Below are 22,603 nucleotides of genomic sequence, written 5' to 3'. Positions count from 1 at the left end.
GCCATGGAACACGTCACCCCCGCCCCGTTCAGCTTCACCGAGCTGACCCCGACGGCGTTCCTCGACCGCGCCGAGCACGCCTTCGCGGCGCGCCCCGCGATCGTCGACGGCGAGCAGCGCTTCACCTACGCCGAGTTCGGCGCACGGTCCCGGCGGCTGGCCGGTGCCCTGCACGAGCTGGGCATCGAACCCGGGGACCGCGTGGCCGCGCTCGCCACCAACAGCCACGTGATGCTCGAGTGCCACCACGGCGTGCCGTACGCGGGGGCGGTCCTGGTCCCGCTCAACACCCGGCTCTCGGTCGACGAGATCGTCCACATCGTCGAGCACTCGGGCGCCCGGCTGCTGATCGCGACCCGCGAGCTCGTCGAGCAGGCCCGCGCCGTGGCCGAGCGCACGGGCGTCGAGCTGGTCGAGGAGGGCGAACGCTACGAGTCGCTCGTGGCCGACTCGCCGGAGCGCGTCGTGCCGGTCACCGACGAGCGCGGCCTGCTCGCGATCAACTACACGTCGGGCACGACAGGACGTCCCAAGGGCGTCATGTACCACCACCGCGGCGCGAACCTGCAGGCGCTGGCCATGGCGTTCCACACGCGCCTGGAGCCGGCGTCGCGTTACCTGTGGACCCTGCCGATGTTCCACTGCGACGGCTGGTGCTTCCCCTGGGCGGTCACCGCGGCGGGCGGGCTGCACGTGTGCCTGCGCGTGATCGACGCCGAGGAGATCTGGCGCCTGATCCGCACCGAGGGCGTCACGCACTACTGCGCGGCGCCCACCGTGCTCACGATGATCGCCCACGCCGAGGCGGCGAAGGACGGGCCGGCGCCGGAGCGCGTCACCGTCGCGACGGGCGGCGCGCCGCCCACGCCGACGCTGCTCGCGCGCATGAACGAGCTGGGCATGTCGGTCACCCACCTCTACGGGCTCACCGAGACCTACGGTCCGGCCGCGGTGAACGACTGGCACCCCGAGTGGGACGACCTCGACGCCGACGAGCAGTCGCGGCTCAAGGCGCGCCAGGGCGTCGGCAACGTCATCGCGCAGCGTCTGCGCGTGCTCGACGAGCAGACCGGCGCCGAGGTCCCGTCGGACGGCGAGACGATGGGCGAGCTCGTGCTGCGCGGCAACGACGTGATGCTCGGGTACTACCGCGACCCCGAGGCCACCGCGGAGGTGGACGCGGACGGCTGGTTCCGCACCGGGGACCTCGGTGTCGTCCACCCCGACGGCTATGTCGAGATCCGCGACCGCAGCAAGGACGTGATCATCTCGGGCGGCGAGAACATCGCGTCGGTCGAGGTCGAGCGCGTGCTGGACAGCCACCCCTCGGTCGTCGAGTCGGCGGTCGTCGGCGTCCCGGACGAGCGGTGGGGCGAGGTGCCCGTCGCGTACGTGACCGTGTCCGCCGAGGTCGAGGCCGACGAGCTCGTCGAGCACGTCCGCACCCACCTGGCGCGGTTCAAGGCACCGAAGCGCATCGTCTTCGGCGAGCTGCCCAAGACGTCGACGGGGAAGATCCAGAAGAACGTGCTGCGCGACCGCGGCTGAGTGCGGTCCCGGTGTCAGCGGCGGCACGTCGCAGACACCCAGTGTCCGTATTCTTCCGTCGATCATGGCGGCCTACCGTGAGGGCGTGACCCCGCTGCCCTACGGATCCTGGCCGACACCGATCACCTCGGAGCTCGTCGTCACCGCGGGCGTGCGGCTCGACGGCGTGCGACCCGACGGGCGCGGCGGCGTCGTGTGGGGCGAGGGGCGCGCCGGCGAGGGCGGGCGGATCCAGCTGGTGCGCCGGGACGCCGACGGCACGATGACCGACCTGCTGCCCGCGGACGCCAACGCCCGCACGGGGGTCCACGAGTACGGCGGCGGGGCCTGGTGGCTGCACGACGGCGTGGTCTTCGCCGTCGACTGGGCCGACCAGCGCCTGCGCCGCTACGCGCCGGACGCGGAGCCCGTCGTCCTCACCCCGGAGCCCACGGTCCCGCGGGGCGACCGCTTCGCCGACGGTGACGTCGCGCCCGACGGCACGTGGCTCGTCTGCGTGCGCGAGCACCACCCGCGCGAGGGCGCCCCGGCCACCGAGGTGGTCAACGAGATCGTCCGTCTCGACGCGCGGGCGCCGAGCGAGCCGGAGGTGCTGGTCACCGGCCCGGACTTCGTCGCCGCCCCGCGCCTGTCCCCGGACGCCGGCCGGCTCGCCTGGGTCTCCTGGGACCACCCCTCGATGCCGTGGGACGACACGGTGCTCACCGTGCGCGACCTCGCGAGCGGCACCGAGACGGTCGTCGCCGGCGGGCCCGGCGAGTCGGTCGGCGAGCCGGTGTGGCAGGCCGACGGAGCCCTGCATTTCCTCTCCGACCGCGCCAGGGCGAGCGCAGCGACGGGGGAGGAGGACGGGTGGTGGAACCTCTACCGCTGGCACCCCGACGACGGCGTGACCCCGCTCGTCGTCATGGACGCCGAGATCGGGCTGCCGGCCTGGCAGCTGGCCGGCGCACGCCACGCGACGTCGGACGACCGGCGGGTCGTCGTCGCGCGGTCCTCCCACGGCTTCGACGCCCTCGCCGTCCGGGAGCTCGACGGCACGGTGACCGAGCTGGACACCCCGTTCACGACGATCCGGTCGGTGCGCGCCGACGGGCCCGGGAGCGTCGTCTGCGTCGCCGGCTCGCCGACCAGCGAGCCGGGGGTCTACCGCATCGGCGTCGACGGGTCGGTCGAGACGCTGCGGGCCCCGCGCGACCTCGGGCTGGATCCCGCGACGATCTCGGTGCCCGAGCCGACGACGTTCCCCTCGACCGACGCCGCCGGCGCCCCGCGGGACGCCCACGCGCTCTACTACCCGCCGGCCACGGCCCACGCGGGCCCCGACGGCGAGCTCCCGCCGCTGCTCGTCGTCCTGCACGGCGGTCCGACCGGGTCGGCGGCGCCGGTGCTCAATCTCGGGGTGCAGTACTGGACGAGCCGGGGCTTCGGGGTCGTCGACGTGGACTACGGCGGCTCCAGCGGCTACGGCCGCGCCTATCGCGAGCAGCTGCGGGGCGCCTGGGGCGTCGTCGACGTCGCCGACTGCCTCGCCGCGGCGGGCGCGCTCGCCGACGCCGGACGGGTCGACCCGAAGCGTCTCGCCATCCGCGGTGGCTCGGCGGGCGGGTTCACGACGCTCGCCGCGCTGGCCCGTGACGACACCCCCTTCGCCGCGGGTGCCGACCACTTCGGGGTCGCCGACCTCGAAGCCCTCGCCCTCGAGACGCACAAGTTCGAGTCGCGCTACCTCGACGGCCTGATCGGCCCGTACCCGGAGGCGCGCGACGTCTACGTGGAGCGCTCGCCGATCACGCACGTCGAGCGGTTCACGACGCCTCTCATCGTGCTGCAGGGCGACGAGGACGCGATCGTCCCGCCGAACCAGTCGGAGATGATCGTCGAGGCGCTGCGCCGCGGGGGCGTGCCTGTCGCCTACCTGCTCTTCGCCGGCGAGCAGCACGGCTTCCGTCAGGCCGGGAACATCCGTCGCGCGCTCGACGCCGAGCTCGCCTTCTACGCGCGGCTGTTCGGTTTCACGCTGCCGGACGGGGAGCACATCGACCCGGTGCCGATCGAGAACCTCGACTGAGTCCGGTCCGTCCGGCGGACGCGTGCGGTGTCCACTTCCGTCGAGGGGCGCGTCGGGTGCACAGTGAAGACGTCACTCCGGGTGAGGAGGGTGCGCCATGGCGACCTCACGACTGCGTCGGCTCTTCGGCCGCGAACACGACGAGCGGGAGGCCGACACCGCGCCGCCCACCTACACCGGCGTCGGGGCGCCCCGCCCCTACGACCCGCCTCCCGGCGCTCCGGGTGTCCCGGCGCCCGTCGCCCCGCCGACCCGGCAGATGCCGCCGGCGCCCGTAGCTCGGCCCGCGCCGTCGCCGCACGGCTCGGTGACGCCGGCGCAGTACGAGCAGGCGGGCCGGGACCGGCGTGCCGCGGACCAGCAGGTCGGCGTCTTCGAACGCTTCGACGCCAAGCTGACCGCCCAGATCCACGAGGCCACCGAGGCCGAGCGGTACGACTACGTGCGCGAGCTCCTGTCGCGGCGCATCGCGGTGCGCTCGCGCCTGGAGGAGGCCACGCTGCGGCGCAACCGGCTGGTGCAGGCCGAGGAGGACATCGCACGGGGCCTCGACGCGCAGGCGGCCCGCGGGCGTCGGTGACTTGCGCTGGGTGACTCAGCGCCGGGTGGCTCAGCGCTGGGTGTGCGGCACCACGTAGACAGCCGTTCCGTAGGCGGCGATCTCGCTGGCGCTCTGGGCGATCTCGTTGCAGTCGAAGCGCAGGGCGAGCACGGCGTTCGCGCCGTGGGCCTGGGCCTCCTCCGCGAGCCGCCCGAGGGCCTCGTGGCGGGAGTCCGACAGCAGCTTCGAGAGACCCTTGAGCTCGCCGCCGGCCATCGCCTTGAAGCCGGCGCCCATGGTCGAGAACATGTTCCGGCTACGGACGGTGAGCCCGAAGACCTCCCCGAACACGCGCGTGACCTCGTAGCCCGGGAGGTCGTTCATCGTCGAGAGCAGGATCGGGTACCGCTGGCCCTGGAACTGACCCGTCTGCTGCGGCTGGTTCATGTGGCGGAGCGTAGCGACGCGACCGGTCGCGTGGCGCCCTCCGCCGGGCGGTCGTCCGTCAGACGCGCGCGTGTAGGGCGGCGCGCGCCATGGCGACGAGCAGCGGGGCGGCCACGTCCGGGCGCGTGTGCCCGGCGCTGCGCGGCGTGGAGTTCATCAGCCCGAACGCGGCGTGGGCCCTGACCCGCGCGGCCTCCTCGTTCGCGGCGAACCCGGCGCGGCACAGCGCGTCCACCCAGACCTCGACGTAGGCGCGCTGCAGCCCGCGCACCCGGTGCCGGGCGGCGTCGGGGAGGTTCGCGAGGTCGCGGTCCTGGACGGTGATGAGCTCGGGCTGGTGCAGCGCGAAGTCGGTGTGGAACGCGATGAGCGCCTCGAGCAGTTCGACGGGGTCGGTGGTCTCGGCCGCGCGTTCCTGGCCGCCGGCGAGCAGGTGCTCGCTGATGCCCACCAGCATCTCGGCGAGCAGGCCCTCCTTCGACGGGAAGTGCCGGTAGAGCGCCGGTCCGCTGACGCCGACCGCCGCGCCGATCCCGTCGATCGAGACGCCGTGGAACCCGTGGCGCGCGAACAGCCGGGCGGCCTCGACGAGGATCTGCTCGCGGCGTGACGTCGTGACGGGCACGCTCGGCACCCTACGGCCTCTTGCCAGGGGACGTGAACGGTCACTAACGTGAGCGAGCGTTAACGTGCGGAGCGCACGTCGACGTCGACGAGGAGGTCGCCCGTGGCTGCGCCGAGCACCGACCACGTGAGCGAAGTTCGGGGCAACAGCACCGAAGATCGCGCACAGGGCGGGCACCACGCCCTCGTCGCCGACCTGCGCGAGCGGCTGGCCGTCGCGCGTCTCGGCGGGCCCGAGCGCAGCCGTGTCCGGCACGTGGAGCGGGGCAAGCTGCTGCCGCGCGAGCGGGTGGACGCCCTGCTGGATCCGTCGAGCCCGTTCCTGGAGCTCTCGCCGCTGGCGGCCACCGGGATGTACGGCGATGCGGCGCCGGGGGCGGGGATCATCACCGGCGTCGGGCGGATCGCGGGGCGCGAGTGCGTCGTCGTCGCCAACGACGCCACCGTCAAGGGCGGCACCTACTACCCGATGACGGTGAAGAAGCACCTGCGCGCGCAGGAGGTGGCGCTGCACAACCGCCTGCCCTGCATCTACCTCGTCGACTCGGGCGGGGCGTTCCTGCCGCAGCAGGACGAGGTCTTCCCCGACCGCGAGCACTTCGGCCGGATCTTCTACAACCAGGCGACGATGTCCGGGCTCGGCATCCCGCAGATCGCCGCGGTGCTCGGCTCGTGCACCGCGGGCGGGGCCTACGTCCCGGCGATGAGCGACGAGGCCGTGATCGTCCGCAACCAGGGCACGATCTTCCTGGGCGGCCCGCCGCTGGTGAAGGCGGCGACGGGTGAGGAGGTCACCGCCGAGGAGCTCGGTGGCGGCGACCTGCACGCGCGCACCTCCGGCGTCGTCGACCACCTCGCCGAGGACGACGCGCACGCCCTGTCGATGGTCCGCGACATCGTCGACACCCTGGGCCCGCGTGTGCCGCCGCCGTGGGAGCGGCGCCCCACCGTCGAGCCCGAGCACGACCCCGGCGAGCTCTACGACGTCGTCCCGGTCGACGGGCGCACCGCCTACGACGTGCACGAGGTGGTCACGCGCCTGGTGGACGGGAGCGTGTTCACCGAGTTCAAGCCCGAGTACGGCACGACGCTCGTGACGGGGTTCGCGCGGCTGCACGGGCACCCGGTCGGCATCGTCGCCAACAACGGCGTGCTCTTCCGGGAGTCGGCTCTCAAGGGTGCGCACTTCGTCGAGCTGTGCGACCAGCGCGGCATCCCGCTCGTGTTCCTGCAGAACATCACCGGCTTCATGGTCGGCCGCGAGTACGAGGCCGGCGGCATCGCCAAGGACGGCGCCAAGATGGTCACGGCCGTCGCCACCACGCGCGTCCCCAAGCTCACCGTCGTCATCGGCGGCTCGTACGGCGCCGGCAACTACGCCATGAGCGGGCGGGCGTACTCGCCGCGCTTCCTGTGGATGTGGCCGAACGCGCGCATCAGCGTCATGGGCGCCGAGCAGGCGGCGACGGTCCTGGGCACCGTGGGGTCGTCCGACGCCGACGGGGTGCGCGAGCAGTACGAGCACCAGGGTCACCCGTACTACTCGACCGCCCGGCTCTGGGACGACGGCGTCATCGACCCGGCCGAGACCCGGACGGTGCTGGGCCTCGCGCTCTCGGCGTGCGCCAACGCCCCCCTCGACGCGCCGCACTTCGGCGTGTTCCGGATGTAGGTCGAGTGTCAGCGAAGTGCCGTCGCTGACGTTGAGTGTCCGTATTCATCCTTCGATCATGGGAACCGAGGCCACCGTGTTCACCAGCGTGCTGATCGCCAACCGCGGCGAGATCGCCGTGCGGATCACGCGGACCCTGCACGCCCGGGGCCTGCGCGCGGTGGCCGTGTACACCGACCCCGACGCCGGCGCGCCACATGTGGGCGCCGCGGACGTCGCGGTCCGCGTGCCCGACTACCTCGACGGCGCGGCGATCCTCGCGGCCGGCGCGGCGGTCGGCGCCGACGCCGTGCACCCCGGCTACGGCTTCCTCGCCGAGAACGCCGGCTTCGCCCGTCAGGTCGGCGAGGCCGGGATGACGTGGATCGGCCCGCCGCCCGAGGCCATCGAGGCCATGGGCGACAAGATCCGTGCGAAGGCCACCGTCGGCCCTGCGGGCGTGCCCCTCGTGCCCGGCTCCGACGGCACCGGGCTCGACGACGCCGCCGTGGCGGCCGCGGCCCGCGAGGTCGGCTTCCCGGTGCTGCTCAAGCCCAGCGCGGGCGGCGGTGGCAAGGGCATGCACGTGGTCGAGCGCGACGACGAGCTCGACGGCGCGATCGCTGCCGCGAGACGCGAGGCCAGGAGCTCCTTCGGCGACGACACGCTGCTCGTCGAGCGCTACGTCACCGACCCCCGCCACGTCGAGATCCAGGTGCTGGCCGATCGGCACGGCGGCGTCGTGCACCTCGGCGAGCGCGAGTGCTCCCTGCAGCGCCGCCACCAGAAGGTCGTCGAGGAGGCGCCGTCGGCCGTCCTCGAGGAGGCGCAGCGACACGAGATGGGGAAGGCCGCCGTCGAGGCCGCCCGGGCCTGCGGGTACGTCGGCGCCGGCACGGTCGAGTTCGTGACGAACTCCGACGCCAGCGAGTTCTTCTTCCTCGAGATGAACACCCGCCTGCAGGTCGAGCACCCCGTCACCGAGGAGGTCGTCCGGGTGCGCGGCGCGGGGCTCGACCTCGTCGCCGAGCAGCTGCGCGTCGCCGCCGGAGAGCCGCTGGGCTACGGCCAGGACGACGTGACGCTCGAGGGCCACGCCGTCGAGGTCCGCCTCTACGCCGAGGACCCCGCCCGCGGCTTCCTGCCCACCGGGGGCACGGTCCTGGACCTGGTGTGGCCGCCCCACGCCCGCGTCGACGCCGGGGTGGAGATCGGCACCGAGGTCGGGTCCCGGTACGACCCGATGCTCGCCAAGATCATCGCCAGCGGCCCGGACCGTGCCGCCGCCCTCGACCGCCTCGACGCCGCGCTCGCCGCCACCACCGTGCTCGGCGTGCGCACCAACCTCGCCTGGCTGCGCACGCTGCTCAACCACGAGGACGTCCGCGCCGGGCGTCTCGACACCGGGCTCATCGCCCGCCTCGACCCGCCCCCCGCCGACATCCCCGACGACGTCCTCGCCGCCGCGGCGCTCGCCGGCCTGCTCGACCTGCCCGCGGGCGACGCCCCGTTCGACCGCCTCGGCGGGTGGCGCCTCGGCGCCGACCCCGCGCCGGCGCGATGGCGTCTCGTCCCCGCCGCGGGGGCGAGCGGCGACCCCGTCGACGTCGCCGTGGCCGGTCCGCCGGACCACGCGAGCGTGACGATCGGCGAGGACGGAGCCACGAGAGCAGCCGCGGCCCGGAGACACGGCCCCACCCTCGTCGTCACCCTCGACGGGGCCACCCGCGGCTACCGCACCGCGGTCGCCGACGGGGTGCGCTGGCTCGCGCGCGACGGCGACGCCTGGGCCCTGCGCGAGCAGGAGCGCCTGCGGGCGGCCCGCACCGCCGCCGGGGGACAGGACGGTCCGCTGACCGCGCCGATGCCCGGCACCGTGACCGCCGTCGAGGTCGCCGAGGGCGACCACGTCACCACCGGTCAGCGCCTCGTCGTCGTCGAGGCCATGAAGATGGAGCACGTGATCTCCGCCCCGGTGGACGGGGTGGTCAAGGACCTGGCCGCGAAGGCCGGCGCGGCGGTCGCCCTGGACGCGCCGCTCGTCACCGTCGTGCCCGAATCAGGAGAATGATCATGCAGTTGTCCGAGGAGCACGAGGCCCTGCGCGCGACCGTCGAGGACTTCGCGCAGAAGGAGGTCGCGCCGGTCATCGGGGACTTCTACATCAAGGAGAAGTTCCCGTACGCGCTGGTCGCGAAGATGGGTGAGATGGGCCTGTTCGGCCTGCCCGTCGGCGAGGAGTACGGCGGCATGGGCGGCGACTACGTCGCCCTGTGCGTCGCGCTCGAGGAGCTGGGCCGGATCGACCAGTCGGTCGCCATCACGCTCGAGGCCGGGGTGTCGCTGGGGATCATGCCGCTGCTGCGGTTCGGCTCCGACGAGCAGAAGCAGCGCTGGCTGCCCGATCTCGCGGCGGGCCGGACGCTCGGCGGGTTCGGCCTCACCGAGGCCGGCGGTGGCTCGGACGCCGGGGCCACCCGCACCACCGCGAAGCTCGACGGCGGCGAGTGGGTGATCAACGGGACCAAGGCGTTCATCACGAACTCGGGCACCGACATCACCTCGCTGGTCACGGTCACGGCCGTCACCGGGCGGGGCGAGCGGAGCGACGGGGCAGGAAACGGCGGTGAGGACGGGAAGAAGGAGATCTCGGCGATCCTCGTGCCGTCGGGGACCGACGGCTTCACCGTCGCCCCGTCGTACTCGAAGGTCGGCTGGAACGCCTCCGACACCCACGAGCTCGTCTTCGACGACTGCCGCGTGCCCGAGGAGAACCTGGTCGGGACCCGGGGGCGGGGCTACGCGCAGTTCCTGTCGATCCTCGACGAGGGCAGGGTGGCGATCGCCGCGCTGTCCACCGGCGCCGCCCAGGGCTGCGTCGACGAGTCGCTGCGCTACGCCCGCGAGCGCGAGGCCTTCGGCGCCGCGATCGGGACCTACCAGGGCATCCAGTTCAAGATCGCCGAGATGGAGTCGCGCACCGTCTGCGCCCGCCTCGCCTGGCAGGACGCTGCCGCGAAGATGTCCGCCGGGGTGCCGTTCAAGAAGGAGGCCGCGATCGCGAAGCTCGTGAGCTCCAACGCGGCGATGGACAACGCCCGCGACGCCACCCAGATCTTCGGCGGCTACGGCTTCATGAACGAGTACCCGGTGGCCCGCCACTACCGCGACTCGAAGATCCTGGAGATCGGCGAGGGCACGAGCGAGGTCCAGAAGATCCTCATCGCCCGTCACCTCGGGCTCTGATGGCCGGAGGCCACGTGAGTGATCCGGGTCGCCAGGACGACCCAGATCACTCACGTGCGCCGGAGGCGCCTCTCCCGCAGGGCCAGGAACAGCGGGAACGTGAACGCCACGGCGATCACGAAGCTGAGCACCACGAGCAGCACGATGCCCAGCGGGCGGAAGCCGAGCCGACGGCCCTCGACGACCATCACGATGCAGGCCGCGACCGCCATGACGATGATGTCGACGGCCGCCGAGGAGCTCGCGGCGTTGGCGAACCAGCCCCCGAGGTAGTCGGTGCCGCCCGTGGCGAAGAAGCTCAGGTTGAACCACCACGTCCCGACCAGGCCGACGAGCGACAGGACGAGGTAGACCGCGACGAGGGCGGGGTGGCCGGTGCGGGCGGGGGCGACGGTGGTCGGTGTGCTCATCGCTGGGTCTCCAGGACGGTCGTCGGGGTGGTGCGGGGGCGCAGGACGGCGGCGGTGGCCAGGGCCGTGACGACGACCAGCGACGCGCCGACGGCGATCGTGAGGCCGTCCGGGGCGATGATCGACTGGCCGCGCAGGGCCTGCCAGACCAGGAGCAGCGTCAGCGCGGCCCAGAACCCGCCGGCGATGCCGACGAGCCGCGCCCGGACCGCCACGTCGCGCAGCACCGGCACGTGCGGCGCGAGGGCGAGCAGCGCGAGGACGAGCAACGGCAGGCCCTGCAGGGCGTGCAGGCCCACGAAGTGGCCGATCCGCAGGTCACCACCGGTCGTGCTCCAGCCGACCAGCGGCAGGGCCGCGCCCCCGTCGGGCACCCCGACCGCGTGCGCCCCGGCCGTCGGCATCGATCCGGTCGTGCTCGCCGCCGCGATCTGCGCGCCCGTCGGGCTCGTCATGGAGAACGCCGTGGCCATCCCGAGCAGCGTGACCGCGAGCCCGAGGCGCACCGCCCGGGCGATGTCGACGGGCAACGTCCGTTCGCGCAGCAGCAGGACGCCGAGCCCGGCGGTGGCGACCCAGAGCACGACGATGGTCGTCCCCATCACCGCCCACACGGCCGTGTCGAACGCCGTGGCGACGTTGAAGTGGCTGGCGCGCCCGCGGACCACCTGCCCGACGATGGCGATCATCTCGATCGTGCCCGCGGTGGCGACGACGGCGCCGGCGCGGCGGGCCCACCGCCGTGCCGACGGCGAGGCGACCAGCGAGATCATCCACACCAGCGTCGCGCCGTAGAGCACGAAGCTGATCGAGAACTTCAGGGGCTTGGCCCAGATCGGCTGACCACCGAGGAGGCGGGGGTCGAGCGCGAGCGCCGCCAGGCACACAGCCGCGAGCACGGCCATGGCGACGGTGAACACGGCCAGGGAGCGGGACTCCCGGGCGAGTGATCGGATAGTGGCACTGTCCATGAACGGAGAGTAGAACTATCCGAGTCTGACGTCCAGAGGGGAGCGGGATGCGGGTCGCGGAACTGAGCCGCCGGTCGGGCGTGAGCGTCGCGTCGATCAAGTACTACCTGCGCGAGGGGCTGCTGCCGCCCGGCGAGCTCACGAGCCCGAACCAGGCGCACTACGACGAGGAGCACCTGCGCCGCCTGCGCCTGGTGCGCGCGCTCCTCGACGTCGGTGGGCTCACGGTCGCGGGCGCCCGGGACGTGCTCGCCACGGTCGACGACGAGCAGGTCGACCTGCACGTCGCGCTCGGGACCGCGCAGGACGCGGTGATGGCGAGCGTGCAGCCCGTCGAGGACGACGCCTCGGTGCGGGCGGAGAAGGTCGTCGCGGACCTCGTCGCCCGCCGCGGCTGGCGGGTGAGCGAGAACAACGCGGGCCGGCGCGCCGCGGTCGACGTCCTCGCGACCCTCGACCGGCTGGGTGGCGACCAGGTCGTCGGGCTGCTCGACGTCTACGCCGAGGCAATGGAGGCCGTCGGCGACCGGGAGGTCGCGGCGGTGGTCGACCGGGACGAGCGGGAGGGCTCGGTCGAGCGGGTCGTCGTCGGCATCGTCCTCGGGGGTGCGCTCATCGCCGCGCTGCGCGGGATGGCCCAGGAGTCGGCGTCGGCCCGGCGGGTGGGCCCAAGCGGGGAGCGCTAACGTCCGGGCGTGGCCGCACAGATCGACTTCCCGTCCCGCATCGGCGTCTGGTGGACCAGCGACACCTGGTCGATGCCGGACGCGCAGCAGGCAGCCCGCGACATCGAGGCGTTGGGCTACGGCTCGCTGTTCTACGGCGAGGCCTACGGCAAGGAGACGCTGACCCAGGCGGGCGCGTTCCTCGCTGCCACCGAGCGCCTCGTCGTCGGCACCGGCATCGCCAACATCCACGCCCGCGACCCGATCGCCGCCGAGTCCGGGGCGCGCACGCTGACCGCGCTGCACCCGGGGCGGTTCGTCCTCGGGCTCGGGGTGAGCCACGCGCCGCTGGTCGAGCGCGGCCGCGGCGGCACGTACTCCAAGCCACTGGCCACGATGCGCGACTACCTCGCGCGCATGGCCGCGGTCCCCGAGCAGATCGAGCCCGGCGTGGGCCGTCCCGCCCGTCTCGTCGCCGCCCTCGGCCCGAAGATGATCGAGCTCGCGGGCGCCGAGACCGACGGCGTGCACCCCTACCTCGTCCTCCCCGAGCAGAGCCGCGTGACCCGCGAGGCCCTGGGGCCGGACAAGTGGGTCGTCACCGAGCAGGCCGTCGCGGTGGGCGACGACGCCGAGGACGCGATGCGCCGCGCCCACGCGCACCTCGAGGTGTACTCGGGCCTGCCGAACTACCGGAACTCCTGGCTGCGCCAGGGCTTCGAGGAGTCCGACCTGGTCCGGGGCGGCTCGGACCGCCTCGCGCGGGCCCTGGTGGGCATGGGCGACCTCGAGACCGTCGCGGCGTCCGTGACCGCGCACCTCGACGCCGGCGCGGACCACGTGCTGGTCCAGGCCCTGGGGGACAAGCCCATGTCGGACCCCCGCCCGGCCCTGCGCGAGCTGGCGGGCGCCCTCGGGCTGTGAGTGATGTTCGGGGCTATAGCCCCGAACATCACTCACGTCAGCGCAGGTCCGTCCGGATCGGGTGGCCGGGCGGGATCTCGACGAGGACGATCGCGCGGCCGTCGGGGTCGGCGATCCAGCACTCGTCGAGCCCCCACGGCTCGCGGACCGGCTCGCGGGTGATCGTCACGCCCCGCCCCCGGAGTTCGGCGACCGCGTCCGGCAGCGAGCGCACCTGCAGCCACAGCGCGTCGTCCCCGATCGCGACCGCGCCCGCCTTCGAGAGCTCCAGGTACCCGGTGCCCAGGAAGAACACGACGCCGCCGGGGAACTCGCGGGCCACGGCGAGGCCGAGGGTCTCGGCGTAGAACGTCCGGGAGAGCTCCCAGTCGCGCGGACGCACGAGGATGCGGCTCGAGAGGATCTCCACGGTCGTTCTCCCTCCGTCTCGTGTCACGATTGGCCCGGTGACCGGCGGGAACCTCAGCGAAGTGAGTTCTCCCGAGCCCGACCCGAGGCGCTGGCGCGCCCTGGCCGTGTGCCTGATCGCCGGGTTCATGACGCTGCTGGACGTCAGCATCGTCAACGTCGCCCTCCCCGCGATGCAGCGGGGGGTCGGCGCGTCGTCGGCGGAGCTGTCCTGGGTCGTCTCGGGCTACGCCCTGACCTTCGGGCTGGTGCTCGTCGCCTCGGGGCGCCTGGGCGACGACCGCGGCCGCAAGAAGATGTTCCTGCTCGCGCTGGCGCTGTTCACGCTGACGAGCGCCGCGGCCGGGCTCGCGCCGAACGCGGAGACGCTCGTCGCCGCCCGCCTGCTCCAGGGCGCGGCCGGCGGGATGCTCAACCCCCAGGTCATCGGCTTCATCCAGCAGCTGTTCGCCGGCCGCGAGCGCGGGCGGGCGTTCGGGCTGTTCGGCGCCGCGATCGGCATCTCCACCGCGATCGGCCCGCTGCTCGGCGGTCTGCTGCTGCAGTGGGGCGGCGAGGCCGACGGCTGGCGCTGGGTGTTCTACGTCAACGTCCCGATCGGCGTCGCGGCCCTGGTCCTCGGCGTCCGCCTGCTCCCGAGGGACGCACCCGCGGCGACGGAACGCCGGCCGCTCGACCTCGTCGGGGCCGTCCTGCTCGGCGGCGCGGTCGTGGCGCTCATGACCCCGCTCGTGCTCTCCGAGCAGGACACGGCGGGCGCGCCGTGGTGGCTGCTGGGCGTCGCCCTCGTCCTGCTGCTGGCGTTCATCGCGTGGGAGCGCCGGGCCCGCCGCACGCACGGGCACCCGCTGGTGAACTTCGGCCTCCTGCGCACCCGCAGCTACGCGCTCGGCACGTCGCTGGGACTGCTCTACTTCGCCGGCTTCACCGCGATCTTCTTCGTCGTCACCCTCTTCCTGCAGAACGGCCGCGGCTACACCCCGCTCGAGGCGGGACTGGCGCTGACGCCGTTCGCGCTGGGCTCCGCCGTGACGTCGGCGATCGGCGGCCGCCTGGTGTCGCGGCTGGGCAAGTCCCTGGTCGTCCTCGGCCTCCTCGCGGTCGCCGTCGGGCTGGTCGCCGTCGACGTCGTCCTGCGGCTCGATCCCCAGCAGGTCGGCTGGGCGATCGCCGGGCCGCTCCTGCTCGCCGGCATCGGCAGCGGCTTCGTCATCGCGCCGAACCAGACCCTCGCGCTCGAGGAGGTGCCGCCGCGGGAGGGCGGCACGGCGGCCGGCGTCCTGCAGACCGGGCAGCGCGTCGGCTCGGCGATCGGCATCTCCGCGGTCGGGGCGGTGTTCTTCGGCCAGCTCGCCGCGACGGGCGGCGACTGGTCGCTGGCCATCAGCCAGGGCCTGATCGGCGCCGTCGCGTTCGTCGTCCTCGCGCTGGTGCTCGGGCTCGCCGACCTCGCCCTCGACCGGCGTCGTCGTCGCGCCGCCGCTGCCGCCGCCGCGCCGGAGGAGGTCCCCACCCCCGTCCCGCACCACCCCGTCGCGGTCGACGGGTCGACCCTGCGGGGCCGGGTGACCGACCGGCTGGGGGACGGGCTCGAGGGCGCGACGGTGACGCTCGTGGGCGCCGACGGCCACGAGGTGGCCGTCGCCGCGGTGGACGAGGACGGCGCGTTCCACCTCGAGCCGCACGAGGCGGGCACGTTCCAGCTGGTCGCCCGGGCCGACGGTCATCCGCCCGAGGTGGGCTGGGTCGCCGTCCCGGCGTCCGGCGAGGTCGTCCGCGACGTCGCGCTGGGCGCTCGGTCGTCGGCCCCGGATTGAGTCGTCCGTCCGGGGGTACCTATCCGTCCGTCCAGCGCGCCGGAGGCGGCGCGTGGTGAGGAGGCTCTCATGGCGCAGGAAGACAAGGTCGACAACAAGGCCCAGGAACTCAAGGGCAAGGTCAAGGAAGGCGTCGGCAAGGCGGTCGGCAACGAGCGCCTCGAGGCCGAGGGCAAGAAGGACCAGACCGCCGGCAGCCTCAAGAACGCGGGCGAGAAGGTCAAGGACGCCTTCCGCGACTGACACCGAGCACCGACGGCGGGGCGGCCCGGACGGGGCGGCCCCGCCGTCGGTTCGTCACAGTCGCTTGAGGGGCGGCGGCGCCGCGCCGTCGTCACCCGACAGGGACGCCTGCGCCGGCGAGCGCGCCAGCACCACGACGCCACCGAGCGCGAGCACCAGTCCCAGGACGAAGGCCGGCGTCCAGCCCGGCCGCACGGAATCGCCCAGCGCCACGAGGCCGAGCAGGCCCGGCGCCAGCGTCTCGGTCACCGCCAGCACCGCCACCACCGGGCCGACCGACCCCCGACCGAGCGCCACCGTGTAGAGCGCGAGCCCCAGCACCGCGAAGCCGAGCAGGGCCCAGATCACCGGATCGGCCACCGCCTGGCGGGCCATCTCGCCGAGGGACCCGTCGAGGTCGATCATCCGGACCGCCACGGCGGTGCCGCCGAACGCGAGCCCGGCGAGGAACGACACGAGCATCGCACTCCGGCTGTGGATCGCGATCGGTACCGACACCCCCAGCAGGACGACGAAGACGACCACGAGCGCGACGATGCCCGCCGTCGTGGGAGGGACGCGCTCGTCGTCGACGCTCGCGCTCGCCACCAGCAGCGCGAGGCCCAGGACGTTCGCCCCCGCCGCCGCGAGGTCGAGGCGCCGCAACGGGGTGTCGAACACCCAATGCGACGCGATCACCGTGATGCCGACCTGGCCCGCGACGATCGCCTGTACGGCCACGATCGGCATGTAGCGCAGGGCGAGCACCGTGAGCACCCAGCCGCCGATGTCGAGGGCGAGCCCCGCGAGGTACATCGGGTGCAGCACCACCGTCGCGGCCCGGGTCGCCCGGCGGGTGGCGCTCGCCTCCAGGAGCGCCGCGCCGGCGTTGGCTCCTGCCGACGCGAGCGCGAAGAGCAGGCCCAGGAGGAGCACACTCCCAGTCTGCCTTGGGATGATCGCCCCACCCCGGCGCCGAACCGGCGCGTCCGATCGTCGATCGAGCGGATCCGGGCCCGATCCCCTCAGGAGGAGCATCCGTGGCTCTCGACGCCACCGCCGTGTCGCTACTGGTCCTCGGACTGCTCATCGTGCTGGCCGCCCTCGCGGACCGCCTCGCGGGCGGTGCCCTCTCCGCCGTCCCCGGTGCGGTGCGCGACACCTCGATCGTCGGTGTCCTGGTCGCCCTTGCGGGCGTCCCGTTCGCCCTGGTCGCCACCGACGAGGCCCTGGCCGCGGCGGACTCACCGGTGCTGGGCTGGGTCGTCGAGTACCGCACGCCCGGGCTGACCACCGCCGCCGAGGTCGTCTCCCTGGTCGGCGGCACCGTCGGCACGGGCGGGCTCGCCGTCCTCTCGGCCGTGGTGCTCTTCGGGCGCGGCCATCGGCGCACCGCGCTGATCTGGGTGCTGGGCGTCGTCGCGGGCTCCGTGACGATCCGGCTGGTCAAGCTCGCGGTCGAGCGCCCGCGCCCACCCGAGTACCTCCGCCTCGCACCGGAGACGACGGCGTCCCTGCCCTCGGGCCACGCCCTGATGAGCGCCCTCGGGCTGGGGCTCACGGCGGCCGCGGTGATCGCCCTGACCGTCGGCACGCCGCGCGCCGCCCTCGTGCGCGCGGTGGTGGTCGTGCTCGCGGTCCTCGGCGCGCTGCTGATCGGCGCCAGCCGCGTCTACCTCGGCGTCCACTGGACCACCGACGTGGTCGCCGGCTGGCTCCTCGGCGCCGCGCTGGCCACGACGTGCATCACCCTGGCCCGGGTGCTCGATGCCCGGGACCGGCTGGACGACAGCCCGGCCCCGAACCCGTGGCTCCGTGACCCTGTGACGGATTCCCCGAAGGACTGACGCTCGAGCGAGTGGTGATCGGCCCCCCTGATCACGAAGAGGCGCCCGATTGCTCCGTCCGAGGCGCGCTGCCTACCCTTGTCTCGTCCGCCCGGGTGAACGAGGTGAGCCGTGGTTGCCGTGCCGCTGCTCGTGCTGGGCGCACGCATCTCCGGCCTCGCCACGGCGCTCTTCCTCGCCCACCAGGGCTTCCCCGTGCACGTCCTCGAGCGCGACCCCCCCGTGGACGGCGACCCGGACGTCGCCGTGCTGCCGCCGCACGCGCTGCGGGAGCTGGCGGTCCTCGGCCTCGCCGACGCCGCGTGCGCCCAGGCCTGGGAGCCCGTCCGGCTCACGCACGCCGACGCCGGGACCGGCGCGCTGCTGCGGGTCGCCGATCTCGGCGGAACCGTCCGCACGCGGTTCGGCCGCCCCTACGTCCTCGTCCCGCACGCCGTGCTCCGTGCCCTGCTCGTCGCGGCGTGCGCGGCCGACGAGATGGTGACCGTCGAGTACGGGCGCACCGCGGCCTCGGTGGAGGACCTCGGCGACGCCGTGCTCGTCATCGACGACACCGGCGGGAGCTACCGCGCCGAGGCCGTGGTGGGTGCCGACGGCCCCGGTAGCCGGCTGCGGGGGCACCTGGGCGGCGGTCATGCCGTCTCCGCGCCCTACCTGCTGCACCGCGCGCCCGGGCCGGCTCCGCCGGACGGCGTGCTGCGGCTGTGGTCCTCCCCGTCGCTGCACGTCACGCACGCCGAGGTGCCGGGCGGTGCGGGAACGGTGTCGGTGACGGTGCGCGTGGACGCCCTCGACGAGATGCACCGCGACGGCGTCACTGCCGTCGTCCACCGGCTCATGGCGGCGACGGCGCCGGACGTCCGAGCGGCGGCCGGCGAGGCCGTCGGGACGCGCCCGCCGCGCGTGCTGCGCCACCACATGCCGCTGCAGCGGGGCGCGCGCCACCGGATGACCGCCGTCGGCGCCGCGGCCCAGCCGATGCTGCCGCACTCGGCGCAGGCCGTCGCGGTCGATCTCCTCGACGCGGCGGCGCTCGGGCGGGCCTTCGACCACGCGGATGGGCGGATCGTGCCCGCACTCGACGAGTACGCCCACGTGCGCGCGAACCCCCGCGCGGCCACCGCCGTCCGGGCCCACGACTTCGCCGCCCTCTGTCACGCCGAGGGCCTGGTGCGCCGCATGCGCGACCGGCTCTGGCGCGGCGACGCCGTCGACGCCACGGCGGCCGTCGTCGACGCCGCCGGGTGGGGTCCGGTCACGGGCGGGCCTGCCGGTCGCCCGGGGCCCTCCGACGGCCGGTGGCCGGGCGGTCCGATGGCCGGGTGAGGTGCGGCACGGGAGGATGCGGCGGCGTGACCACCCCCACCGAGAGCTCCACCGACGCCGTCCTCACCCCCGACACCGTCGCCCTCGACGGGTTGCGCCTGCACTACCGCGTCGGGGGCGGCGGCCCGCCCGTGGTGCTGCTGCACGGCTGGCCGCAGACCGGCCACTGCTGGCGCCACGTCGCCGGCCCGCTGGCCGCCGACCACACCGTGATCGTCCCCGACCTGCGCGGCTACGGAGCCAGCGACAAGCCCACGGGCGGCTTCGACAAGCGCACGATGGCGCGCGACATCTCCCTGCTCGTCGAGCACCTCGGCCACGAGCGGGTCGCCGTCGTCGGGCACGACCGCGGCGGGCGCATCGCGCACCGCTGGGCGCTCGACCGGCCCGAGCAGGTCACCCGCCTCGCCGTCCTCGACATCGCCCCGAGCCGCGCGACGTGGCAGCGCATGGACGGCGACCTGGGCGCGAAGTACTGGCACTGGCTCTTCCACCTGCAGCCCGACCTGCCCGAGCGGATGGCCGGCGCCGACGTCGAGGGCTACCTGCGCTACTTCCTCGAGAAGTGGACCTACGCGCGCGACGGCCTCGAGCCGTCCGCGATCGCGGAGTACGTCCGCGCGTTCTCCCAGCCCGGGGCGCTGCGCTGCGGCTTCGACGACTACCGCGCCCATCCCGTCGACTCCGCGCACGACGACCAGGACCACGCCGCGGGCCGGCGGGTGACCCAGCCGCTGCTCGCGCTGTGGGGCGCCGACGGGGTCATGGGCACGACGCTGCCGCTGCTCGACATGTGGCGCGAGTACGCCGACGACGTGCGCGGCCGGGCGATCGAGCGCTGCGGGCACTTCGTGCCCGAGGAACGGCCCGCGGATGTCCTGGAGGAGTTGCGGGGCTTCCTCGCGCAGGCAGGATGAGGACGTGAGCAGCCCCCTGAAGATCGAGGCCGATCCCGAGGAGCTGGGCTTCGACCCGGCGCGACTGAACCGCATCGAGGAGCACTTCACCCGGTACGTCGACGACGGGCGCCTCGCGGGCTGGCACGCGGTGGTCGCCCGCGACGGGAAGGTCGTGCACTCGTCGAGCGCCGGGCACCGGGACGCGGAGGCCGGGCTGCCGGTCACCGACGACACCCGCTGGCGCATCTACTCGATGTCGAAGCCGATCACCTCGGTGGCGGCGATGATGCTCTGGGAGCGCGGGCTCTTCGAGCTCACCGACCCGATCAGCCGCTGGCTGCCCGAGTTCGCCGAGCCGCGGGTGTACGTCAAGGGCTCGTCCGGCAAGCCGCTGCTCGAGGCGGCCACCGAGCCCATCCGCGTGTGGCACCTGCTGACCCACACCGCCGGGCTGACCTACGGCTTCCACCACGCCCACCCCGTCGACGAGCTCTACCGCGCCGCCGGCTTCGAGTGGTCCGCGCCCGCGGGCCTCGACCTCGCCGGCTGCGTCGAGGCGTGGGCGAAGCTGCCCCTGGTGTTCCAGCCCGGCTCGGAGTGGAACTACAGCCACGCCACCGACGTCCTCGGCCGACTCATCGAGGTCGTCGCGGGCCAGCCGCTCGACGCGTTCCTCGAGGAGAACGTCCTCGGACCGCTCGGCATGGACGCCACCGGCTTCGTCGTCGACGACCCCGACCGCCTCGCCGCCCTGTACCTCCAGAACCCCTCGACGGGCCGTGCCCTGCTCGCCGAGACGGCCGGCATGGGCGCCCTGGCCCGCGAGGCCCTCGAGCCCACCTGGCTCGGCGGCGGGGGCGGGCTCGTCTCGACGGCCGGGGACTACCACCGGTTCACCCGGATGCTGCTGGGTCGCGGGGAGGTCGACGGCGTCCGCCTGCTCGGCAGCCGCACCGTCGACTACATGGGCCGCAACCACCTGCCCGGCGGCCTCGACCTCGAGCAGGTCGGGCGGCCCCTGTTCGCCGAGATGCCGTTCGACGGGGTCGGGTTCGGCCTCGGGTTCTCGGTGGTGACCGATCCCGTCCGCTACCGCACGCCCGCCAGCCCCGGCGAGATGGCGTGGGGCGGGGCGGCGAGCACCGCGTTCTGGGTCGATCCCCTCGAGCGCATCTCGGCGATGTTCTTCACCCAGTTGCTGCCCTCGAGCGCGCACCCCATCCGCACGCAGCTGCGCGGCCTCGTCTACCAGGCACTGATCGACTGAGAGCGTCCGCGCGAGGCGCACGGCCGGGTGCGCGGCCACCGTGCCGGCCCCGATCGTTGCGCTGCGTGACCGGATCGGGACGAAGCGGGTGCACGGAAATCTTTCCGATCGTCACTCGGGAAGGGGGCTGCGTTGGTGCGGGCGGCTGGGTAGCGTCGTCGCGACTCGGACGAGGGACGGCATCGGGCACAGCCAGTGACCGGCGCCATCGCCGTCACGGGTGATCCCGCCGCGTGAGCTGTGGCAGCGGGTCGGGACCAGGCGGCCACCGGGAGCCAGCATGAACGCGACATCAGGACCTCGCCGACGACCGAACGGACCGCATCCCGAGCGCACCGCGCCGGACGAGCCGACGGTGCCGGCCCAGCGCACGGCCGCCGATGTCTACGGGGTGAGCGACGACCAGGTGCACCGCGCCCGGATCGCCGTGGCGCGCAACTCCCTCGACTCCGAGGACTGCCGCGAACTGCTCGACATGCTCGGACTCATCGGCGAGGGGGGCGACCCGCCTCCCGTCCGACGCTGACCCGAAAATTCGTCCGAGCCGAGACGGCTTTGCGCGTGGGCGGCTCTCCCCGGGCCGCTGCCGCGCTAGCGTGACCGCCGATGTCCGACCATGACGAGGCCGCATCGCGTGATCCCGCCGGGACGCGCGGGGTCGTGCCGCGCCAGGCACGGGCGCTGGCGACCCGGGGGGCGATCCTCACCGCGGCGGCGGAGGAGTTCGCCGGGTCCTCGTACCACGAGGCCTCGCTCTCGCGGATCCTCGAGCGCAGCAAGGTCACCAAGGGCGCCCTCTACTTCCACTTCGTCTCCAAGGAGAGCATCGCGCTCGCCGTGGTCGACGAGATGGACCTGCTGTGCCACGACCTCGTCGATCGCAGCAACGCGCTCGGCCTCGACGCCCTGCGGACCGCGGCCCAGGTCACCCGCGAGGTCCAGGACGCCCTCACGGGGTCCGTGATGCGGGCCGGCCAGCGGCTCTCCACGGAGGGTTTCGCCGGGCCCCACCGTCCCGGGTGGCCCTTCCGGTACTGGGAGGAGGTCTTCCGCGACCTGTTCACCCGGGCCGCCGAGGAGGAGATCCTGCGCCCCGGCATCGACCCCGTGTCGTTCTCGCGGATGGCCGTCGACACCGGGGCCGGCGCCTTCGTCGTCTCGCTCGGCGTCTCGCACCTCGCCGACCTCGGCCGCCGGGTGTGCGAGAACTGGGAGCTGCTGCTGGGCTGCGCCGCCGTCCCCGAGTGGCTCGAGGGCTGGCAGGCCGAGGGCGGCATGGCGGCGGTGCTCGGGCCGCACCTCCTCGACGACCGGCGGGATGGGAGGGGGTGGGTGGCGGACGTCTGAGCTCCGTCACCTATGCTTGGTCCGCTCCCAACGGGTACGCCGTTGGCGGGTAGGGTCCTCAGCCAGAGGGTCGCGCCCCCATCGTTCAGCGGCCTAGGACTCCGCCCTTTCAAGGCGGCAACGCGGGTTCGAATCCCGTTGGGGGTACGGTAGTCAGCACGATCAAGGCCCAGTGGCGCAGTTGGTTAGCGCGTCGCCCTGTCACGGCGAAGGTCGCGGGTTCGAGTCCCGTCTGGGTCGCTCCACGGTCGAGGTTCTTCCTCGACCTCTTGGCCAGGTAGCTCAGTCGGTACGAGCGATCGCCTGAAAAGCGATAGGTCGGCGGTTCGACCCCGCCCCTGGCCACCCCTGCCCACCAGCGGAAACGCGCGG

At 73.9% G+C, this 22,603-nt stretch carries 22 protein-coding genes and 3 tRNA genes; 19 read left to right on the top strand and 6 right to left on the bottom strand.

Translation table 11 applies throughout. The features are described from left to right. The first annotated feature begins 3 nt into the window (after nucleotides 1-3). The 3 genes from PH189_RS22180 (at nucleotide 4) to PH189_RS22170 (ending at nucleotide 4,199) form a co-directional block, all read left to right on the top strand. Nucleotides 4-1,548, top strand: a complete 1,545-nt coding sequence (locus PH189_RS22180) for an acyl--CoA ligase family protein (RefSeq protein WP_274191002.1) — start codon at nucleotides 4-6, stop codon at nucleotides 1,546-1,548. 85 nt (nucleotides 1,549-1,633) lie between these two features. Beyond that, nucleotides 1,634-3,619, top strand: a complete 1,986-nt coding sequence (locus PH189_RS22175; protein WP_274191001.1) for a S9 family peptidase — start codon at nucleotides 1,634-1,636, stop codon at nucleotides 3,617-3,619. A 97-nt stretch (nucleotides 3,620-3,716) separates the two neighbouring features. Next, complete coding sequence (locus tag PH189_RS22170; protein ID WP_274191000.1) at nucleotides 3,717-4,199, top strand: hypothetical protein; 483 nt, start codon at nucleotides 3,717-3,719, stop codon at nucleotides 4,197-4,199. 30 nt (nucleotides 4,200-4,229) lie between these two features. On the opposite strand, the gene PH189_RS22165 is transcribed toward PH189_RS22170, so the two are convergent. Continuing rightward, nucleotides 4,230-4,607 (bottom strand): YbjQ family protein, encoded by a 378-nt coding sequence (locus tag PH189_RS22165; RefSeq protein WP_274190999.1) that lies wholly within the window; start codon nucleotides 4,605-4,607, stop codon nucleotides 4,230-4,232. A gap of 58 nt (nucleotides 4,608-4,665) precedes the next feature. Beyond that, nucleotides 4,666-5,232 (bottom strand): SACE_7040 family transcriptional regulator, encoded by a 567-nt coding sequence (locus PH189_RS22160; protein WP_274190998.1) that lies wholly within the window; start codon nucleotides 5,230-5,232, stop codon nucleotides 4,666-4,668. Nucleotides 5,233-5,358: 126 nt separating this feature from the next. Here PH189_RS22160 and PH189_RS22155 point away from each other — a divergent pair, with 126 nt between their 5' ends. From PH189_RS22155 to PH189_RS22145, 3 genes are read left to right on the top strand one after another with little or no spacing between them, the layout of a single operon-like run. Then, nucleotides 5,359-6,903, top strand: coding sequence for a carboxyl transferase domain-containing protein (locus tag PH189_RS22155; RefSeq protein ID WP_274191090.1), 1,545 nt, complete (start codon nucleotides 5,359-5,361; stop codon nucleotides 6,901-6,903). Nucleotides 6,904-6,961: 58 nt separating this feature from the next. Then, the gene (locus PH189_RS22150) at nucleotides 6,962-8,953 is read left to right on the top strand and encodes an acetyl/propionyl/methylcrotonyl-CoA carboxylase subunit alpha (protein WP_274190997.1); all 1,992 of its coding nucleotides are present in this window, start codon (nucleotides 6,962-6,964) and stop codon (nucleotides 8,951-8,953) included. Next, nucleotides 8,950-10,128, top strand: coding sequence for an acyl-CoA dehydrogenase family protein (locus tag PH189_RS22145; RefSeq protein WP_274190996.1), 1,179 nt, complete (start codon nucleotides 8,950-8,952; stop codon nucleotides 10,126-10,128). The genes PH189_RS22150 and PH189_RS22145 overlap by 4 nt, the downstream gene beginning before the upstream one ends. Before the next feature lie 50 nt (nucleotides 10,129-10,178). Here PH189_RS22145 and PH189_RS22140 read toward each other — a convergent pair whose 3' ends face one another. Both PH189_RS22140 and PH189_RS22135 read right to left on the bottom strand, forming a co-directional pair. Then, nucleotides 10,179-10,538, bottom strand: coding sequence for a DUF2834 domain-containing protein (locus tag PH189_RS22140; RefSeq protein ID WP_274190995.1), 360 nt, complete (start codon nucleotides 10,536-10,538; stop codon nucleotides 10,179-10,181). Continuing rightward, nucleotides 10,535-11,509: a hypothetical protein gene (locus PH189_RS22135; RefSeq protein ID WP_274190994.1), complete on the bottom strand. Its 975-nt coding sequence runs from the start codon at nucleotides 11,507-11,509 to the stop codon at nucleotides 10,535-10,537. The genes PH189_RS22140 and PH189_RS22135 overlap by 4 nt, the downstream gene beginning before the upstream one ends. A gap of 47 nt (nucleotides 11,510-11,556) precedes the next feature. Here PH189_RS22135 and PH189_RS22130 point away from each other — a divergent pair, with 47 nt between their 5' ends. Together PH189_RS22130 and PH189_RS22125 are read left to right on the top strand one after the other, a co-directional pair. Beyond that, nucleotides 11,557-12,195: a MerR family transcriptional regulator gene (locus PH189_RS22130; RefSeq protein WP_274190993.1), complete on the top strand. Its 639-nt coding sequence runs from the start codon at nucleotides 11,557-11,559 to the stop codon at nucleotides 12,193-12,195. Between the two features lie 9 nt (nucleotides 12,196-12,204). Then, nucleotides 12,205-13,098: an LLM class F420-dependent oxidoreductase gene (locus PH189_RS22125; protein WP_274190992.1), complete on the top strand. Its 894-nt coding sequence runs from the start codon at nucleotides 12,205-12,207 to the stop codon at nucleotides 13,096-13,098. Between the two features lie 37 nt (nucleotides 13,099-13,135). Here PH189_RS22125 and PH189_RS22120 read toward each other — a convergent pair whose 3' ends face one another. Further along, nucleotides 13,136-13,507, bottom strand: coding sequence for a VOC family protein (locus PH189_RS22120; protein WP_274190991.1), 372 nt, complete (start codon nucleotides 13,505-13,507; stop codon nucleotides 13,136-13,138). 61 nt (nucleotides 13,508-13,568) lie between these two features. Between PH189_RS22120 and PH189_RS22115 the strand changes: the two genes are divergently transcribed. Continuing rightward, a complete protein-coding gene (locus PH189_RS22115) occupies nucleotides 13,569-15,323 on the top strand; it encodes an MFS transporter (protein WP_274190990.1) in 1,755 nt (584 codons plus the stop codon). A 69-nt stretch (nucleotides 15,324-15,392) separates the two neighbouring features. Next, complete coding sequence (locus tag PH189_RS22110) at nucleotides 15,393-15,566, top strand: CsbD family protein (RefSeq protein ID WP_274190989.1); 174 nt, start codon at nucleotides 15,393-15,395, stop codon at nucleotides 15,564-15,566. Nucleotides 15,567-15,620: 54 nt separating this feature from the next. Here PH189_RS22110 and PH189_RS22105 read toward each other — a convergent pair whose 3' ends face one another. Continuing rightward, nucleotides 15,621-16,481, bottom strand: coding sequence for a hypothetical protein (locus PH189_RS22105; protein WP_274190988.1), 861 nt, complete (start codon nucleotides 16,479-16,481; stop codon nucleotides 15,621-15,623). Nucleotides 16,482-16,585: 104 nt separating this feature from the next. On the opposite strand from PH189_RS22105, the gene PH189_RS22100 reads away from it, so the two are divergent. The 9 genes from PH189_RS22100 (at nucleotide 16,586) to PH189_RS22060 (ending at nucleotide 22,576) form a co-directional block, all read left to right on the top strand. Further along, a complete protein-coding gene (locus PH189_RS22100) occupies nucleotides 16,586-17,392 on the top strand; it encodes a phosphatase PAP2 family protein (protein ID WP_274190987.1) in 807 nt (268 codons plus the stop codon). A gap of 111 nt (nucleotides 17,393-17,503) precedes the next feature. After that, the gene (locus PH189_RS22095) at nucleotides 17,504-18,718 is read left to right on the top strand and encodes an FAD-dependent monooxygenase (RefSeq protein ID WP_274190986.1); all 1,215 of its coding nucleotides are present in this window, start codon (nucleotides 17,504-17,506) and stop codon (nucleotides 18,716-18,718) included. 26 nt (nucleotides 18,719-18,744) lie between these two features. Further along, nucleotides 18,745-19,635, top strand: a complete 891-nt coding sequence (locus tag PH189_RS22090) for an alpha/beta fold hydrolase (protein ID WP_274190985.1) — start codon at nucleotides 18,745-18,747, stop codon at nucleotides 19,633-19,635. 4 nt (nucleotides 19,636-19,639) lie between these two features. Beyond that, nucleotides 19,640-20,884, top strand: coding sequence for a serine hydrolase domain-containing protein (locus PH189_RS22085; protein WP_274190984.1), 1,245 nt, complete (start codon nucleotides 19,640-19,642; stop codon nucleotides 20,882-20,884). A gap of 355 nt (nucleotides 20,885-21,239) precedes the next feature. After that, on the top strand, nucleotides 21,240-21,410 hold the full coding sequence (locus tag PH189_RS22080; protein ID WP_274190983.1) for a hypothetical protein: 171 nt from the start codon (nucleotides 21,240-21,242) through the stop codon (nucleotides 21,408-21,410). Nucleotides 21,411-21,490: 80 nt separating this feature from the next. Next, nucleotides 21,491-22,231: a TetR/AcrR family transcriptional regulator gene (locus PH189_RS22075; RefSeq protein ID WP_274190982.1), complete on the top strand. Its 741-nt coding sequence runs from the start codon at nucleotides 21,491-21,493 to the stop codon at nucleotides 22,229-22,231. A 74-nt stretch (nucleotides 22,232-22,305) separates the two neighbouring features. Next, a tRNA-Glu gene (locus PH189_RS22070) sits at nucleotides 22,306-22,378 on the top strand. Nucleotides 22,379-22,397: 19 nt separating this feature from the next. Then, a tRNA-Asp gene (locus PH189_RS22065) sits at nucleotides 22,398-22,471 on the top strand. 31 nt (nucleotides 22,472-22,502) lie between these two features. Then, nucleotides 22,503-22,576: transfer RNA gene (locus tag PH189_RS22060), tRNA-Phe, on the top strand. The last annotated feature ends 27 nt before the right edge of the window (nucleotides 22,577-22,603 follow it).

Origin of the sequence: Actinomycetospora chibensis (genome assembly GCF_028737215.1) — a bacterium.
Taxonomy (GTDB): Bacteria; Actinomycetota; Actinomycetes; order Mycobacteriales; family Pseudonocardiaceae; genus Actinomycetospora; species Actinomycetospora chibensis.
Note: the sequence above shows the minus strand (reverse complement) of the source record. Positions and strands in the feature narration are given on the sequence as shown.

Excerpts from the sequence above, each read along its gene's own strand:
- PH189_RS22180 (WP_274191002.1), top strand. The coding sequence starts at position 4 with ATGGAACACGTCACCCCCGCCCCGTTCAGCTTCACCGAGCTGACCCCG.
- PH189_RS22170 (WP_274191000.1), top strand. The coding sequence starts at position 3,717 with ATGGCGACCTCACGACTGCGTCGGCTCTTCGGCCGCGAACACGACGAG.
- PH189_RS22165 (WP_274190999.1), bottom strand. The coding sequence starts at position 4,607 with ATGAACCAGCCGCAGCAGACGGGTCAGTTCCAGGGCCAGCGGTACCCG.
- PH189_RS22150 (WP_274190997.1), top strand. The coding sequence starts at position 6,962 with ATGGGAACCGAGGCCACCGTGTTCACCAGCGTGCTGATCGCCAACCGC.
- PH189_RS22145 (WP_274190996.1), top strand. The coding sequence starts at position 8,950 with ATGATCATGCAGTTGTCCGAGGAGCACGAGGCCCTGCGCGCGACCGTC.
- PH189_RS22140 (WP_274190995.1), bottom strand. The coding sequence starts at position 10,538 with ATGAGCACACCGACCACCGTCGCCCCCGCCCGCACCGGCCACCCCGCC.
- PH189_RS22135 (WP_274190994.1), bottom strand. The coding sequence starts at position 11,509 with ATGGACAGTGCCACTATCCGATCACTCGCCCGGGAGTCCCGCTCCCTG.
- PH189_RS22130 (WP_274190993.1), top strand. The coding sequence starts at position 11,557 with ATGCGGGTCGCGGAACTGAGCCGCCGGTCGGGCGTGAGCGTCGCGTCG.
- PH189_RS22110 (WP_274190989.1), top strand. The coding sequence starts at position 15,393 with ATGGCGCAGGAAGACAAGGTCGACAACAAGGCCCAGGAACTCAAGGGC.
- PH189_RS22075 (WP_274190982.1), top strand. The coding sequence starts at position 21,491 with ATGTCCGACCATGACGAGGCCGCATCGCGTGATCCCGCCGGGACGCGC.